The sequence below is a fragment of the Enterorhabdus sp. P55 genome, assembly GCF_009911695.1.
GTDB lineage: Bacteria > Actinomycetota > Coriobacteriia > Coriobacteriales > Eggerthellaceae > Enterorhabdus.
Genome location: NZ_QWKK01000052.1, coordinates 1 through 15,127 on the forward strand (window position 1 = coordinate 1; position 15,127 = coordinate 15,127).

Annotated in this window: 14 protein-coding genes, 2 tRNA genes and 1 pseudogene; 15 read left to right on the top strand and 2 right to left on the bottom strand. The window is 69.1% G+C overall.

The window, feature by feature from the left end; all coding sequences use genetic code 11:
• Window positions 1-240 (bottom strand): TRAM domain-containing protein (locus tag D1643_RS06430; protein WP_160709810.1); only part of this gene is annotated, 240 nt, incomplete at its 3' end.
• A 65-nt stretch (window positions 241-305) separates the two neighbouring features.
• On the opposite strand from D1643_RS06430, the gene D1643_RS06435 reads away from it, so the two are divergent.
• A tRNA-Arg gene (locus D1643_RS06435) sits at window positions 306-381 on the top strand.
• A 138-nt stretch (window positions 382-519) separates the two neighbouring features.
• On the opposite strand, the gene D1643_RS06440 is transcribed toward D1643_RS06435, so the two are convergent.
• A tRNA-Glu gene (locus D1643_RS06440) sits at window positions 520-594 on the bottom strand.
• A 196-nt stretch (window positions 595-790) separates the two neighbouring features.
• On the opposite strand from D1643_RS06440, the gene D1643_RS06445 reads away from it, so the two are divergent.
• The 14 genes and pseudogenes from D1643_RS06445 to D1643_RS06510 all read left to right on the top strand — a co-directional run.
• A complete protein-coding gene (locus D1643_RS06445) occupies window positions 791-1,273 on the top strand; it encodes a GtrA family protein (RefSeq protein WP_160709812.1) in 483 nt (160 codons plus the stop codon).
• A gap of 463 nt (window positions 1,274-1,736) precedes the next feature.
• The gene (locus tag D1643_RS06450; protein WP_160709814.1) at window positions 1,737-2,258 is read left to right on the top strand and encodes a peptidylprolyl isomerase; all 522 of its coding nucleotides are present in this window, start codon (window positions 1,737-1,739) and stop codon (window positions 2,256-2,258) included.
• A gap of 54 nt (window positions 2,259-2,312) precedes the next feature.
• Window positions 2,313-3,773, top strand: coding sequence for a tetratricopeptide repeat protein (locus D1643_RS06455; protein WP_160709816.1), 1,461 nt, complete (start codon window positions 2,313-2,315; stop codon window positions 3,771-3,773).
• A 92-nt stretch (window positions 3,774-3,865) separates the two neighbouring features.
• Window positions 3,866-4,270 (top strand): nucleoside-diphosphate kinase, encoded by a 405-nt coding sequence (ndk, locus tag D1643_RS06460; RefSeq protein ID WP_160709818.1) that lies wholly within the window; start codon window positions 3,866-3,868, stop codon window positions 4,268-4,270.
• Window positions 4,271-4,648: 378 nt separating this feature from the next.
• Complete coding sequence (locus D1643_RS06465; protein ID WP_160709820.1) at window positions 4,649-5,686, top strand: 4Fe-4S dicluster domain-containing protein; 1,038 nt, start codon at window positions 4,649-4,651, stop codon at window positions 5,684-5,686.
• A complete protein-coding gene (locus D1643_RS06470) occupies window positions 5,676-6,587 on the top strand; it encodes an FAD/NAD(P)-binding protein (protein WP_160709822.1) in 912 nt (303 codons plus the stop codon). The genes D1643_RS06465 and D1643_RS06470 overlap by 11 nt, the downstream gene beginning before the upstream one ends.
• A 1-nt stretch (window position 6,588) precedes the next feature.
• Entirely contained in the window at window positions 6,589-7,362 is a 774-nt protein-coding gene (locus D1643_RS06475; RefSeq protein ID WP_160709824.1) for an NADH:ubiquinone oxidoreductase, read from the top strand.
• Between the two features lie 3 nt (window positions 7,363-7,365).
• Window positions 7,366-8,655: a Ni/Fe hydrogenase subunit alpha gene (locus D1643_RS06480; protein ID WP_160709826.1), complete on the top strand. Its 1,290-nt coding sequence runs from the start codon at window positions 7,366-7,368 to the stop codon at window positions 8,653-8,655.
• Window positions 8,656-8,845: 190 nt separating this feature from the next.
• Window positions 8,846-9,901 (top strand): rod shape-determining protein, encoded by a 1,056-nt coding sequence (locus tag D1643_RS06485; protein WP_160709828.1) that lies wholly within the window; start codon window positions 8,846-8,848, stop codon window positions 9,899-9,901.
• Between the two features lie 13 nt (window positions 9,902-9,914).
• Window positions 9,915-10,811, top strand: a complete 897-nt coding sequence (gene mreC / locus D1643_RS06490; RefSeq protein ID WP_160709830.1) for a rod shape-determining protein MreC — start codon at window positions 9,915-9,917, stop codon at window positions 10,809-10,811.
• A 4-nt stretch (window positions 10,812-10,815) separates the two neighbouring features.
• Window positions 10,816-11,340 (top strand): rod shape-determining protein MreD, encoded by a 525-nt coding sequence (gene mreD, locus D1643_RS06495; protein WP_160709832.1) that lies wholly within the window; start codon window positions 10,816-10,818, stop codon window positions 11,338-11,340.
• A gap of 12 nt (window positions 11,341-11,352) precedes the next feature.
• The gene (gene mrdA, locus D1643_RS06500) at window positions 11,353-13,515 is read left to right on the top strand and encodes a penicillin-binding protein 2 (protein ID WP_160709834.1); all 2,163 of its coding nucleotides are present in this window, start codon (window positions 11,353-11,355) and stop codon (window positions 13,513-13,515) included.
• A gap of 9 nt (window positions 13,516-13,524) precedes the next feature.
• A complete protein-coding gene (rodA, locus tag D1643_RS06505; protein ID WP_160709836.1) occupies window positions 13,525-14,760 on the top strand; it encodes a rod shape-determining protein RodA in 1,236 nt (411 codons plus the stop codon).
• A pseudogene (locus tag D1643_RS06510) lies at window positions 14,744-15,127 on the top strand (hypothetical protein); the annotation flags it as partial. The gene rodA and the pseudogene D1643_RS06510, both read left to right, overlap by 17 nt.

The window sequence follows — 15,127 nt, forward strand, 5'->3', positions numbered from 1 at the left end:
CCAGGGGCACCCGCCGCACGCGGCGGCGCAGGCCGGGGCGGCGGCGCGTGCGGGGCCGGGCTCGGCCACGCGCACGAGGCGAGCGCGGGCGAAGCTCGGCTTCTCCTCGACGAGCGCCACCTCCACCACGTCGCCGGGGGCGGCGTGCGCCACGAAGACGGTCTTGCCGTCGGCCAGCCGGCCCACGGCCTCGGGGCCGTAGCCCATGCGTTCCACGGTGATGATCTGGGTCTGGTCCATGGCCGTCCCTTCGCGGTCAAAATCCTCCGTCCGCCCGGCGGAGGTTGTCGTATAATAGGCGCCGCGCCCTCGTAGCTCAGGGGATAGAGCGTCTGCCTCCGGAGCAGAAAGTCGCAGGTTCGAATCCTGTCGAGGGCACCATCCAAGCCTTTCGCGCGTCGTCCCGCGCCGCGCCTCCGAACCCCGCTCAGGGGTTCTTTTTTTGCCCGCGTGCCAGCCACTGGCGCGAGCGGCGGTGCCTACGAAAAGGGCCTTTCCGAAGAAAGGCCCGGTCAATCGTGGTGCCCCCAACGGGAATCGAACCCGTGTCTCAGCCTTGAAAGGGCCGCGTCCTAACCGTTAGACTATGGGGACGGGTGGCACGCTGCCAAAACAGCCCATATAGTATGCCAGACGACTGGCTGGCATGCAAGGATTTCCTGCACATTTTCAGCCCCTCGCCCCGCAGGCCCTTGCGCTTGCGGCCCTCCTCGCCCACAATGGGCCGCTGGGGTCGGACGGGCGCGAGCCCGTCCCCCTGACGAGGGGGCGCGACGTGGGAGGAAGGGCCGTGCGCAAGCTCATCGAGCAGATCATGAAGTTCGGCGTCGTGGGCGTCATCGCCTTCGTCATCGACTACGGGCTGATGGTGCTCCTGACCGAGGCGTTCGGCGTGGACTACCTGGCCAGTGCCACCATCTCGTTTATCGTCTCCGTGACGTTCAACTACTTCGCGTCCATGCGCTATGTCTTCACCCACCGCAAGGGGATGTCGCGGCGGCGCGAGTTCGCCATCTTCGTCATCCTCTCGGTCGCAGGCCTTATCATCAACGACGCCTGCATGTACCTGGGCACGGGTCTTCTGGCCATCGACTACCGCGTCACCAAGATCGGCGCCACCGTCATCGTGATGGTGTGGAACTTCGTCACCCGCAAGAAGTTCCTCGATGCCGGCGACGAGGCGGAGCAGGCCGAGGAGTCCCTCGAGCACGTCGTCCGCGAGGCGCGCGGGGCCGCAGACGCGGGTGTCCGCGACGGCCGTCCGGGGCGCTAGCCCCCTGGGCTGCGAAAACGTAATCACGCGGTTACAAAACTAGCGTCTGAACAGGTATTGTGCCAAATCGGGCCCACAAAGTCACGACTACAATGCCCGTCGCCGATTCGCTAGCATAGACGACGGGAGGCGCGGCCCTTTCGCGGATGGCCCCGGTTTGCCGACACCCTGCCATCCCGCCGCGTCTCCCGCCACCGGCGCGCCGGCCCCTCCGAGGGCCTGGGCCTTCCGTGAAGCCCGGCCGGCCCTCCGCCGTGAACGCGCGCTGCGCGCCAAGAGGCGTCGCCGCCTTTGGCCCTCCGCTTCCCGCCCGCCGATCGGCCAGGGGGCGTGAAGATTAACGGTATTTTGGCATTTGGCCTGACGGTGCTGATAAAATCCTCTCCCATATGCGAACATTCGCTGGCACGGCGCCCTCGCGAGGACGCGGGGCCGCCGCCGAGAGAGAAAGGATGCCACCGCAATGGCAATGTACACTCCCGAATACCAGCCCACGGGCGACGAGATCGCCGTCATCACCACCTCCAAGGGCACCATCCGCGTGCAGCTGGCGGGCGCCGACGCCCCCATCCACGTGGGCAACTTCGTCGAGCTCGCCCAGAAGGGCTTCTACGACGGCCTGAAGTTCCACCGCTACGTGCCCGGCTTCGTCATCCAGGGCGGCTGCCCCACCACGCGTGACGCCACCCCCGAGCAGGTCGCCAAGGGCCAGGGCCCCTTCGGCACCGGCGGCCCGGGCTACTCCATCAAGGAGGAGTTCACCACCAACCCGCACAACGAGCACAACGACGGCACCCTGGCCATGGCGCGCTCGTCCAACCCGAACTCCGCCGGCTCCCAGTTCTACTTCTGCCTGGGCGCCCAGCCCATGCTCGACTCGGGCTACACCGTGTTCGGCGACACCATCGAGGGCAAGGACGTCATCGACTCCCTGCGCGCCGGCGACCTCATCGAGTCGGTCGTCATCGAGAACGTCGCCCAGTAGCACTACCCGGCTGCCTCCCTGCCCGGAGCCGAGGACCGACACTTAAGGAACTCCATGAACAACCAGCTGTTTGACCAAGCGAACCGCCAGTACCAGCAGAAGGACTACCAGGGCGCCCTCATGGGCTTCACCCAGTGCCTCCAGGACGCCACGTGCCCCCTCGCCCCCGGCGAGATGGGCCTTCTGTACCACCAGATCGGCAACTGCCTGGTCAAGCTGAAGAACCCGACCGAGGCCATCCATGCCTACACCCAGGCCACGGCCGACCCGGCCTACAGCGCCGCGGGCACGGTCGAGTGCAACCTCGGCATGGCCTACGCGTCCCTGCGCGACTACGACAACGCCGTGCGCTGCTTCGAGCAGGCCGTCTCCGACGACAGCTACCCTGCGGTCTACAAGGCCTACATGGGCATGGGCAACGCGCTCATGAAGCTCGGCAAGTCGGCCGAGGCGGGCGTGGCGTTCCGCGAGGCGGCGCTGGACGAGGAGAACCCGGATCCCACGAAGGCCCTGCTCAACCTGGGCGTGTGCTTCATGGCGCTCGACCGCCCGGCCGATGCGGTGGCCTCCTATGAGAGCGCGCTTCCCTTCGACATGACGCCGGCCACGCGCAACAAGCTCTACGCGAGCCTGGGCCAGGCCTACGTCTCCTGCGGGGAGATGGAGAAGGCGGTCAACGCCTTCGAGCAGGCCATCGCTGACAAGACCTACTTCCTGTCCGACTCGGCGAGCGTGGACTACCAGCGCGCCGTGGGCGCCGTGGCCCAGGGCGTCACCACCGTCGGCCAGGGGCTGGCCGCCGTCCCCGCGCCGCCCGTGGCGTCGCCCTCGCAGACCTCGGCGCTCACCCAGGTGCTGCCCGTGGCCGATATGTCGGGTCTCGACGTGGCGGCTGACGGCACCTCCATGGCCGTCTACGAGGAGGACGCGGCCTACTACGACGACGGCTACGACGAGGGCTACGACGTCCAGGACGCCTTCTACTACGACGAGGGCGCGTCCTACGACGACGGGGCCTACCCCGGCTACGTGGGCGTCTACGAGCAGGGCGAGGACCACTTCTTCAACGCCAGCGACGAGGAGCTGGAGCAGTGGTCGCGCGGCCTGGCCAAGCAGGATCGCAAGCGCCGCAACGTCGGCCTTAAGATCCTCGTGGCCTTCATCATCGTGATCCTGCTCGCCTGCGCCGGCGGCGTGTTCGCCTACACGCAGGGCTTCGGCTTCCCGAGCCAGGAGACGGTGGTGCGCGAGCTGTTCGCCAACCCCGAGGCAGCCAAGGCCGAGGTGTTCTCCAAGGCCACGAGCGCCTCGTCCATCGACACGATGATCGAGCCGGTCACCCAGGACGCCAGCCCCGTCATCGACGGCATGAACAAGTCCATGAGCGACTCGACGGTCTACGTCACGGCCCATACGCCCGAGGGCGGCGAGGTGCAGTACCGCATCTCCATGGTGCGCGACCTCATCGGCTGGAAGATCTCGAACATCGAGCTGTACTTCCCGAGCCAGAACTAGCGCGCCTCCCAGAACCGCGCATCGACGGGGCCGCCCGACCGGGGCGGCCCCGGCTGCGAATAGAGAAGAGAACGGAAAGGAACCCAGAACCCATGGCTATTCAGAAGACCTACTCCATGATCAAGCCCGACGGCGTGCGCAACGGCCACATCGGCGAGATTATCAACCGCTTCGAGCGCGCCGGCCTTGTCGTCGAGCGCATGGAGCTCGGCATGGTCACTCCCGAGCAGGCTGCTGCCAACTACGCTGAGCACGAGGGCAAGCCCTTCTACGAGGGCCTCATCTCCTACATCACCTCCGGCCCGGTGGTGAAGATGGTCATCTCCGGCGAGGGTGCCGTGGCCAAGTGCCGCTCGCTCATGGGCGCCACCAACCCGGCTGAGGCGGCCCCGGGCACCATCCGCGGCGACTTTGGCCTCATCATGGACGAGAACGTGATCCACGGCTCCGACTCCCCGGAGTCCGCCGAGCGCGAGATCGGCATCTTCTTCGCCTAGGGCGAGACGGCTTCACGCACGCGGGAAGGCCCCCTCGGGGGCCTTCTTCTTTTTTTTTGGGGGGGCGTTTCCTGCGCACGGGAGCCTCTGGAATGCAGATTCGTTCGGTTTTGCACCCGAAAGACGGGGGATCGGATCCCGCTGACGCCTTCTGGCCGATGGCGACCTGGGGTTTTGCCCCGGCTTCGGAAGAAGCGTGCCCGATTTCCCTTGCCGGGGAGTGCAAAACCGAACGAATTTGCTTCCCGGGGCGCTTTTTCTAAGGGCGGCCGGTCTGGAGAAAACGCCCTCTCGCCGGGGCGCGGGGCGCGCGGGCCTGGCGGGGGAGTAGGATGGGGCCATCGCCTTATCCCGCTGACGAGAGACTGAGGAGCACGCATGCTCTACCGAGTGATCGACGCCGCGGAGCTTCCAGCGCTCGTGGCCGCGTTCATGGAGCGCTACGAGGTGATCGCCCCGGTCAGGAGCGGCCGCAGCTTCGCCTTCGAGGCCGTGGGCTCCTTCGACGAGATCGTGTTGGACTATCCCACCACCATCACCTCGCCCAAGAAGTACGTCCTGCCGCCGCGCGAGACCCTGTTTCGGTTCGACGCGGAGGCCAACGAGGTCACCGACTACGTGGAGGCGGTCACCCCGCGGGTGATCTTCGGCGTCCACGCCTGCGACATCAACGCGCTCAACAGCCTGGACCGGGTCTTTCGGGACGCGCGCTACCCCGACCCCTACTACGAGGCGCGCCGCGACGCCACCATGGTGGTGGGCATCAGCTGCACGCCGTCTGAGGGCTGCTTCTGCCACCTCATGGACGCCGACGAGGCGCGCACCGGCTACGACCTGTTCCTCCAGGACATCGGCGGCCGCTACCTGGTGAGCATCGGCAGCGTCGAGGCGGCCAACGTGCTCGAGGGCGCGTGCAACCCCCGCGAGGCCACCGACGAGGATCGCATCGCCTTCCGCCGCGCCACGCGCCGGCGCCAGGCGTCGTTCAACCCGGAGATCCCGGACATCCAGGAAGTGCCCATGCTCATGGATGCCTTCCACTCCGACCCGTTCTGGGAGGAGCTCGGCGGCCGGTGCCTGTCGTGCACGGCTTGCTCGAGCGTATGCCCCACCTGCTACTGCTTCGACATTCGCGACACCCTGGATCCCGACGGCGTCCACGGCCGGCGCGAGCGCACGTGGGATGCCTGCACCTCGCCGCAGTTCGCGGTGGTGGCGGGCGGCCACAACTTCCGCGCCGACGGGCGCAACCGCGTGCGGCACCGCATGTACCACAAGCTCAACGGCTTCCTCGCCACGCACGACCGCAACCTCTGCGTGGGCTGCGGCCGCTGCGTCTACGCCTGCAAGGCGGACATCTCGCCCATCGAGGTGCTGAGGTTCTTCGAGCGAAAGGGGGCCGAGAATGCCGATTAGCCAGTCCGTCGCCGGGGTGTCCGTGGCGCCGCTGCGTGACGAGGGCGCGCCTCTCACCGGCGCCGAGCTCGTCCGGGCGAACCCCTACCGTCCGTGGCCGGCGCGCATCACCTCCATCACCGACCTCACGGCCACCGAGAAGCTCTTCGAGTTCCGCTTTATCGACGAGCGCATCCGCGAGGCCTTCCGGCACGAGCCGGGCCAGTTCGTGGAGCTGTCGCTCTTCGGCGTGGGCGAGGCGCCCATCTCCATCTCCAGCTCGCCGTCGAAGAGCGGCTTCATCGAGCTGTGCGTGCGCCGCGCCGGCACCTTCACCGAGCGCCTCCACCAGATGCAGTGCGGCGACATCGTGGGCATCCGCGGCCCCTACGGGCGTCCGTTCCCCTTCGACGAGATGCGCGGTCATGACATCCTGCTCGTGGCGGGCGGCCTGGGCATCGCGCCTCTGCGCTCGCTCATCAACAACATCCACGACGAGCGTTCCGACTTCGGCAAGGTCACCATCATCTACGGGTCCAAGAGCCCGGCCGAGGTGATGTTCCGCAGCCAGTTCGAGATGTGGCGCCACCGCAAGGACTTCGACCTGTACCTGACCGTCGACAACCCCGATGACACGTGGGACGGCGAGGTGGGCCTGGTCACCAAGCCCTTCGAGCATCTGGAGGTCGATCCGGGCCGCACCTTCGGCGCCGTGTGCGGGCCGCCGGTGATGTATAGGTTCGTCGTGGAGGAGATGCGCAAGAAGGGCATCAGCTACGACCACATCTACATGAGCTTCGAGCGGCACATGAAGTGCGGCATGGGCAAGTGCGGCCACTGCCAGATCGGGCACCAGTACTGCTGCATCGACGGGCCCGTGTTCAACTATTGGGAAGCGAAGAACATCCAGGGGTCGATGTAGCATGGACGCGATGACGGAGAACAAGCCCGCCCGCGTGGTGGTGATAGGGCTGGCCAGCTGCTTCGGCTGCCAGCTCCAGATAACGAACGTCGAGCGGCACCTGCTCGACATCCTCGGCCAGGTGGACCTGCGCTACTGGCAGCTCACGTCCTCCGATCCGATGCCGGAGGAGTTCGACGTGGCCGTGGTGGAGGGCGCCGCGACCACCGAGGAGGCCGTCGAGACGCTGAGCGCGGCGCGGGCGCGGGCCCGGTGGGTCATCGCCATCGGCGCCTGTGCCGTGACCGGCGGCATCCCCGCCATGGCCGCGCCGGGCTTCGAGGAGCGCGCCGCGGCCGTCTACGGCGAGGCGGCGCCCGAGGCCTGCGGGGCGCTGCGCGCGCCGGCGCCGGTGGGAAGCGTCATCGCCGTGGACTACGAGGTGCGCTGCTGCCCCATTGACCCGCTCGACTTCGCCGACACGCTCCAGCGCGTGCTGCGCGGCTCCAACAAGTCCGTGCCCACCTCCACGCTCTGCGGCGAGTGCAAGCGCAACGAGCGCGGCTGCTTCTACGGTCGCGAGACGCTCTGCCTGGGGCTGGTGACCCGCGCCGGCTGCGGCGCGCGCTGCCCCGACCTGGGCCGGCCCTGCAACGGCTGCGCGGGCCTCTCGCCCGACGCCAACGTGGCCTCGGCGCGGGCCGTCGCCACGCGCAGCGGCGTGGACCCGGCGCGCCTCGACAAGGCGCTCGAGCTGTTCAACACCGTCGACCCGAGCCTCGCACCGAAGGGATAGGCCATGGCACGCACCGCTATCAGCATCGACCACATCGCCCGCATCGAGGGCCACGGCAACGTGCGCCTGGTCATCGAGGACGGCCAGGTGCTCACCTGCCAGATGGAGGTGGTGGAGCCCGCCCGCCTGTTCGAGTCGATGGTGGTGGGGCGCCCCTTCGACGAGGTGCCCTACGTGGCCTCCCGCATCTGCGGCATCTGCTCGTCATCGCACGTGGTGACCGACCTGCGCGCCATCGAGGCGGCCCTCGACGTGCGCGTGACCGACCGCACGGCCGCCCTGCGCGAGCTGCTCGTGTACGGCTCGTTCCTCCAGAACCACGCCACGCACCTGTTCGTGTTCAGCGCGCCCGACTTCCTCGGGCATCGCAGCGTGTTCCCCCTGGCCGACGAGAACCCGGCGCTCTTCGACAAGGCGCTTGGGATGAAGGCGCTCGGCAACGAGCTCTGCACCGCCGTGGGCGGGCGCTCGGTGCACCCCATCACCGCGGTGGTGGGCGGCTTCACCAGCGAGATCACGCCGGCGGAGTACCGCGCGCTGGCGGACAAGATGGACGCGATGGCCGACTTCGCCGTGGAGGCGGTGGATCTCTTCGACGGGTTCGAGGTGCCTGCCATCGAGACGGCGGGCGACATGCTCGCCATGGTGGCGCCCGGACGCTACCCGGTGTGCGACTCGGATGCGGCCCGCTTCGTGCGCGCCGGCTACGACTTCAACTGCGCCCAGGTGGAAGAGGAGGTGGAGGAGTACCCGGTGGGACACTCGGCCGCCTTCCTCGCGCGTGCCCGCCGCACGGGCAGCCCGTATATGACCGCGGCCCTCGCCCGCGTGAACGCCTCGTGGGACGCGCTCAGCCAGCGGGCCCGCTATGCCGCCGCGAAGGCGGGGCTGCGCCCGCCTGAGCTCAACCCGCTCATGAACAACCTGGCCCAGGCCGTGGAGCTGGTGGACGTGCTCGACCGGTGCGCGGCGCTCTGCCGCCGCCTGGCCGACGACGCCTTCGAGGGATCGAGCGCGCCGGCGGCCTTCGAGGTGCGCGCGGGCGAGGGCGTCGGGTTCACCGAGGCGCCGCGCGGCGCGCTGTTCCACCGCCTGGCCATCGACAGGGAGGGCCGCGTCATCCGCGCCAACATCCTCACGCCCACGGCCCAGAACGTGGCCAACCTCGAGGCCGACATGCGCCTTCTGGCCGAGAAGCTGGTGGGGGAGGGCCGCTCGGAGGCCGCCATCCGCCTGGAGGTGGAGAAGCTCGTCCGCGCCTACGACCCCTGCCTGTCCTGCAGCGTCCACTAGCCGCAGGCGCCCGCGCGGCGCCCCGGCGCCTGCGGCCGATGGGCGCGCGCGGGGCGCCTGTGGCCTGGTGGGGCGGTGTGCGCCGTGTGGATTTCGGCGGGGGTACGGGGCCCCTATGGTAGAATCCGAATCTAACTGAACCGATTATGAATTCGCACGCCCGAAACCTGACCCAAGGGGAAAGCTAAGTATGTCCTTTCTAGACATGTTCTCGGGGTTGACCGGCCAGATGTCCGCCGACATGGCCATCGACTTGGGAACGGCAAACACGCTGGTCGCCATCACGGGCGAGGGCATCGTCATCAACGAGCCCTCGGTCGTCGCCATAGAGAAGTCCACCCATCGCGTCCTGGCCGTCGGCCACGAGGCGAAGAACATGATCAACCACACGCCGGAGGCCTTCTCGGCGGAGCATCCGCTCAAAGACGGCGTCATCGCCGACTACGACGTGACCGAGGCGATGCTGTCGGCCTTCATCAACAAGGCCTCTGAGCGCAAGTACCCCTGGCAGCCCAAGCCCCGCATCGTCATCTGCATTCCCTGCGGCGCCACCTCGGTGGAGAAGCGCGCCGTGTTCGAGGCCGCCATCCAGGCCGGCGCGCGCCAGGCCTACCTCATCGAGGAGCCCATGGCCGCGGCTATGGGCGCCGACCTGCCCGTGACCGAGCCCACCGGATCCATGGTGGTGGACATCGGCGGCGGCACCACCGAGGTGGCCGTCATCTCGCTCGGCGGCATCGTCACCTCCTCCAGCCTGCGCCTGGCCGGCAACCGGCTGGACGAGGCCATCGCGGTGCACCTGCGCGACCTTCTGGGCATCAAGATCGGCGAGCGCACGGCCGAGGTCATCAAGATCAAGATCGGCTCCATCCTGCCCTTCGAGGACGGGCGCGAGCGCGACATGATCATCTCGGGCCAGGACATGATCACCGAGCAGCCCAAGGAGGTCACCATCCAGTCCGAGGACGTCCGCGCGGCGCTCCAGGCCCCCATCGAGGAGATGGTCCTCCACATCAAGGAGACGTTCAAGAAGACCAACCCCGACCTCGCGTCGGACATCATCCAGAACGGCATCCTGCTGACGGGCGGCGGCGGCCTGCTCCACGGGCTCGACCGCTACCTCACCAACGAGCTGGAGATCCCCGTGTGGGTGTCGGAGACGGCGCTCACCAACGTGGTGTCCGGCTGCCTGAAGGTGCTCGAGACGCCCACCGCCCTGCGCCAGACGCTCATGCGCTCCAAGTAGGCCGCCCCACTCGATGGCCCTCAACTTCCAAAACCAAGGCTCGGCGCTCCTTCGGCGGGTGCTCTTCGCCGTCCTCCTCGTCATCTCGCTCGCGAGCATGACCGTCTATGCCCGCGAGGGCGCCGACGGGCCGCTCCATCGCGTCCAGGCCGTCGTCGCCGGCGCGGTGGCGCCGGCGCGCTCCGCGGGCGCCGCGGCCGATGCTGCCCTCGACGGGGCCGCCGACGCGGCGGAGGACGCCGGCGCCGACGAGTCCACCCTCACCGCGCTGCGCGAGCAGAACGACCAGCTGCGCCGCGCCGTGGCCCAGGGCGAGGAGTACCGCCTTGAGGCTCAGCGGCTCCAGGCGCTGCTCAATCTGAAGGACGCCTACGACCTGGAGGGCGTGGGCGCGCGCGTGATCGGGCGCTCGACCGATGCCTGGAACCAGACCATCACCATCGACGCCGGCGCCGACGAAGGCGTGGAGACGGGCATGACCGTCATGGGCCCCTCGGGCGTGGCGGGCCAGGTCGTGGCCGTGTCGCCGGGCTCGTCCACGGTGCGCCTGCTGTCCGATCCGGCCTCGGGGGCGGCGGCCCTCATCCAGTCGAGCCGTGCCGAGGGCATCGTCCGCGGCTCGCTCGACGGCCTGCTCTACCTGGAGAACATCGGCGCCGACGTGACGGTGTCCGTGGGGGACGTGGTGCTCACGAGCGGCCTGGGCGGCAGCTACGTCCGCGGCCTGCTCATCGGCACGGTCGCCCGCGTGGACGGCGCGGCCGGCGACGCCACCCGCCGCATCGTCGTGGCTCCGGGCGAGTCCATTCGCGCGCTCGAGGAGGTCATGGTCGTGTTCAAGGCCGACTCCCCGGCCGCGGCGGGCGACGCGGGCTCGGCCCCGGCTGGCGACGCAGAAGGGGGTGCGTGATCCCATGACCGACGGACGCGAGCGCATCGCCCTCGTTGTTGGCGCCCTCATCGCCCTGGCGCTCCAGGTGATGTTGGCGCCGGTGCTGGCCATCGGCCCCGCCCAGCCCAACTTCATCGCCGTGTACTGCCTGGCGGCGGCCGTGGCCCGGCCCCAGTCCGCCGGCCCGGTGCTGCCCTTCGTGATGGGCATGGCCTACGATCTGGTGGGCGGCGGCGCGGTGGGCTCCCTGGCCTTTCTGCTCGTCTTGGTAACAGTTGTCGCTTCCCGGACTATGGGGGCGCTCAACAATGACACGCTGTTCATGCCCCTGGCCATCCTCGTCGCGTCGCTGCTCCTGACCCAGGTGCTCTACGGCGCGCTGACGCTGGCCCTCGGCACGGGCGGCTCGCTCGTAGACGCGCTCGTCTACCGCGCGCTGCCCTGCGCGCTCTACGACGCGGTCGTGGGGCTCGTCATCTACCCGCTCGCCGCGCGATTCCTGGTCGGGCAGCCTCTGCAGCACCCGGGGTCGTCTCAACTGCGCTAAGGAGGTGCGGTCTTGATCGCAGCCATCATCGCGGCCATCGCCGCGGGCCTCATAGCGGTGGCCGTCATCGCGGCGGTCATCATCGTGCGCAACCGGCGCGGCGCCAAGGCCGCCCCGCGCAAGGACTTCCAGCAGCTCGACACCGTGGGCGTGGGCAGCTCGCCGTTCGACAGCTCCTCAGAGGCCCTCTCCGCCAAGAACGGCGAGGTGCGCGTCACCCGCGGCCAGACGGCGGTGAAGAAGCCCTCCGAGGCCCTGCGCGGGCGCTTCGTGGCCCTTGGCGTGCTGGCTGCGGCCGTGTTCGGGTCGCTCTCGGCCAAGCTCTGGAGCCTCCAGGTGCTCTCGTCGTCGGACTACTCGCGTGACGCGGAGAAGAACCTCTACTCCACCGTGTCCACCCCCGCGCCCCGCGGCCTGATCTGCGACGTCCAGGGCACGCCGCTCGTGAAGAACCGCGCGAGCCAGACGGTGCTCGCCGACGCCGACGTGGCGGACGACCGCGACGTGGTGCGCCGCCTCTCGGCGGTGCTCGGCGTGCCGGCCAACGTGGTGCGCCAGCGCATCCAGGACTCCTCGGGCGGCGCGCAGAGCCAGCGCGTGGTGGCCGATGACGTGCGCCTGCGCGACGTGGCCTTCATCGCCGAGCACTCCGACGCCTTCCCCGGCGTGTCGGTGGAGACGCGCACGGTGCGCGAGTACCCCTACGGCGCGCTCGCGGCCCATGTGCTGGGCTACACCGGCCCGCCATCCGAGGAGGAGCTCAAGGCGAAGGTGGAGGGCCGTGAGATCAAGGCCACCGACACGGTGGGGAAGAGCGGCGTGGAGGCCTACTATGACGGCGTCATCTCCGGCGACCACGGGCAGCGCCGCGTGCTGGCCGACGCCGCCGGCAACGCGCTCGAGGTGGTGAGCGAGACGCAGGCCGTCAAGGGCTCTGACGTGCGCCTGACCATCGACGCCCGCGTCCAGTACGTCGCCGACAAGACGCTCGCCGACCTCGTGGCGCCCGACGGCGTCATCGGGCGCGGGCGCGGCGTGGCCGCGGCGGCCGTGGTGATGGACGTGCGCGACGGCGCCGTTCTGGCGCTCTCGAGCTACCCCACCTTCGATCCGGCCAACTTCACCGGCGGCATCCCCCAGGAGATCTGGGACCTCTACACGAGCGAGGAGTCCCATGCCCCGCTCAACAACCGCGTCATCAGCGGCCAGTACCCGGCGGCGTCCACCTACAAGGCGTTCACGTCGCTCGCGGGCCTCGAGTACGGCTTCGCCTCGCCCACGTCGGGCTGGGTGTGCGAGGGCAAGTGGGACGGCTTCGGATCGGGCGACGTGCAGATGTGCTGGAACCATTCGGGCCACGGCGGGCTCGACCTGCGCGGTGGCATCGTGAACTCGTGCGACGTGGTGTTCTACGAGATAGCCAAGGCGTTCTTCGACCACGGGCCGGCCGGCACCGGCCAGGTGTCCGAGACGGCGCTCCAGGACTACCTGGCGCGCTTCAACCTGGACAAGGCCACCGGCATCGACTTGGCCAACGAGGCCGCCGGTACCATCCCCACCCCGGCGTGGAAGGCTGAGCGTTGGCGCAACGTCCCCTCCGAGGCGCCGTGGCGCGGCGGCGACTACACCAACATGATCATCGGCCAGGGCTACGTGCTCGTGACGCCGCTTGAGATAGCCGTCGCCTACGGCGGCGTGGCGACGGGCCGCATCATGCGCCCGCACCTGCTCAAGGAGGTGCGCAACGCCGCCGACGAGGTGGTGGTCACCTACGAGCCCGAGGTGGTGAGCGAGGTGGACGCCAACGCGTCGCACCTGGCCTACGTGCGCGACGCCCTGCGTGGCGTCATCACCGAGAACAACAAGGTGGCCGCGATGTTCGCCGAGGCGGGCGTCCAGGCGGCCGGCAAGTCGGGAACCGGCGAGAACAGCGGCGCGGCCGACCACGCGTGGTTCGTGGCCTACGCCCCCTATGACGATCCGAAGTACGTGGTGACGGTCATCGTCGACCAGGGCGGCGGCGGCTCGGAGGTGGCGGCGCCCGTGGCGGCCAAGCTCCTCGGCGCGGCCATGGCGGCCGACGCCGGCGCCGAGCTCGAGGCTCCCCAGCGCGTGGCGGGGTCGACGGGCAAGTCGGTCGAGTACCACGGCACGAGCGCCGGACGAACGGACTAGGAGGGCGCCGTGGCAGAGCTTCCCCAGATCAACTCCGTGCGCAGCGCCCCGGTCGCGCCCCGCGCCTCGCGTCCCTCGCGCCTGGGCCCGGGGGTGGAGGGCCCCCTCATCCCGTTTATCGTGGTGGCGGTGCTGCTCGTGGGCTATGGGCTCGTGGTATGCTGGTCGGCCACGTCCACCAACGCCGACTTCAGCTTCACGCGGCAGCTGGCCGGCGTGGGGGCGGGCCTGGTGGCCATGGCGGTGCTGTGGCGCTTCGACTACCGGCGCCTGGCGAACATGACCATGGTGTTCCTCGTCATCAACGTGGTGCTCATCCTCTCGCCGCACCTGCCGGTGATCGGCGTGGAGGCCAAGGGCGCCCAGTCGTGGATCAAGATAGGCATGCAGGTGCAGCCCGGCGAGTTCGCCAAGGTGACCGTGGTGCTGTTCGCCGCGAGCCTCGTGGCCCGCTACGGCGGCACGCTCGACGATGCGCGCGAGTACTGCAAGGTGCTCGGGCTGCTGCTCATCCCGTTCCTCTGCATCATGACCCAGCCCGACCTGGGCACGGGGCTCGTGTACCTGTTCATCTCGGCCGTGACGCTCGTCATGGGCGGCGCGAAGCCACGCTACCTCATCATCACGCTCATAGCCGGCATCCTGGCCATCGCGGCGGTGTTCGTCGTCGACGAGTTCCTCAAGTACGAGAAGTCGCCGGGCGTCTACGAGTACCGCCTGCTCAAGAACTACCAGCGCAGCCGTCTGCTCGTGTTCCTCGACCCGGGCGGCGACACGTCGGGGGATGGCTACAACCTGGCCCAGGCCATGATCGCCATCGGCTCGGGCGGCCTGTTCGGCAAGGGGCTCCTGAACGGCACCCAGGCCGCCTACGGCTACCTGCCCGAGGCTCCCACCGACTTCATCTTCTGCGTCCTGGCCGAGGAGCTGGGATTCGTGGGGGTCATGGCGCTTCTGGCCCTCTACGTCGCGCTCATCGTGGTGGCGCTGCGCATCGCGCGCGCGGCCGACGACTTGTTCGGCATGCTCATCGTGTGCGCCGTGGTGGGCATGTGGCTGTTCCAGATTCTCGAGAACATCGGGATGACCTGCGGGCTCATGCCCATCACGGGCATCCCGCTGCCGTTCGTGAGCTACGGGTCGTCGTTCATGGTGGTCAACTTCGCCATGCTCGGGCTCATCGCCTCCGTCTGCACCCATCACAACGCGTTAGGAAGGAAGGGCGCCTATGCAGCTACCCATTGACATCTCAGCCGTCTTGAAGGCGGCGACTGACACTGGCGCCGCGGCCGCCACGCCGCTGTCGGTGAGCGTCTACGTGGACGAGACCGCCCCGGGGGATCTGGCCGGGCACGTGCGTGCGCTCTTCGCGAGCGCCGGCGCGCGCACGCGGGTGACCATCGAGTACCTGGACCGCGGGGTCGTGGAGCCTTCTGGCCGCGATGACATGGCCGTCATCGTGGCGGGGGACGACTCGGTGGTAGGCGCCCAGGCCGCCGCGGTGCGCGCGGCCGGCACGCCGGCGATGGTGGCCACCGTGAGCCCGCATGCCGTGCGCGCCCGCGCCGAGGCTGCCGGGTCGCCCATCCCCGCCGGGGACGTGGCCGCGCCC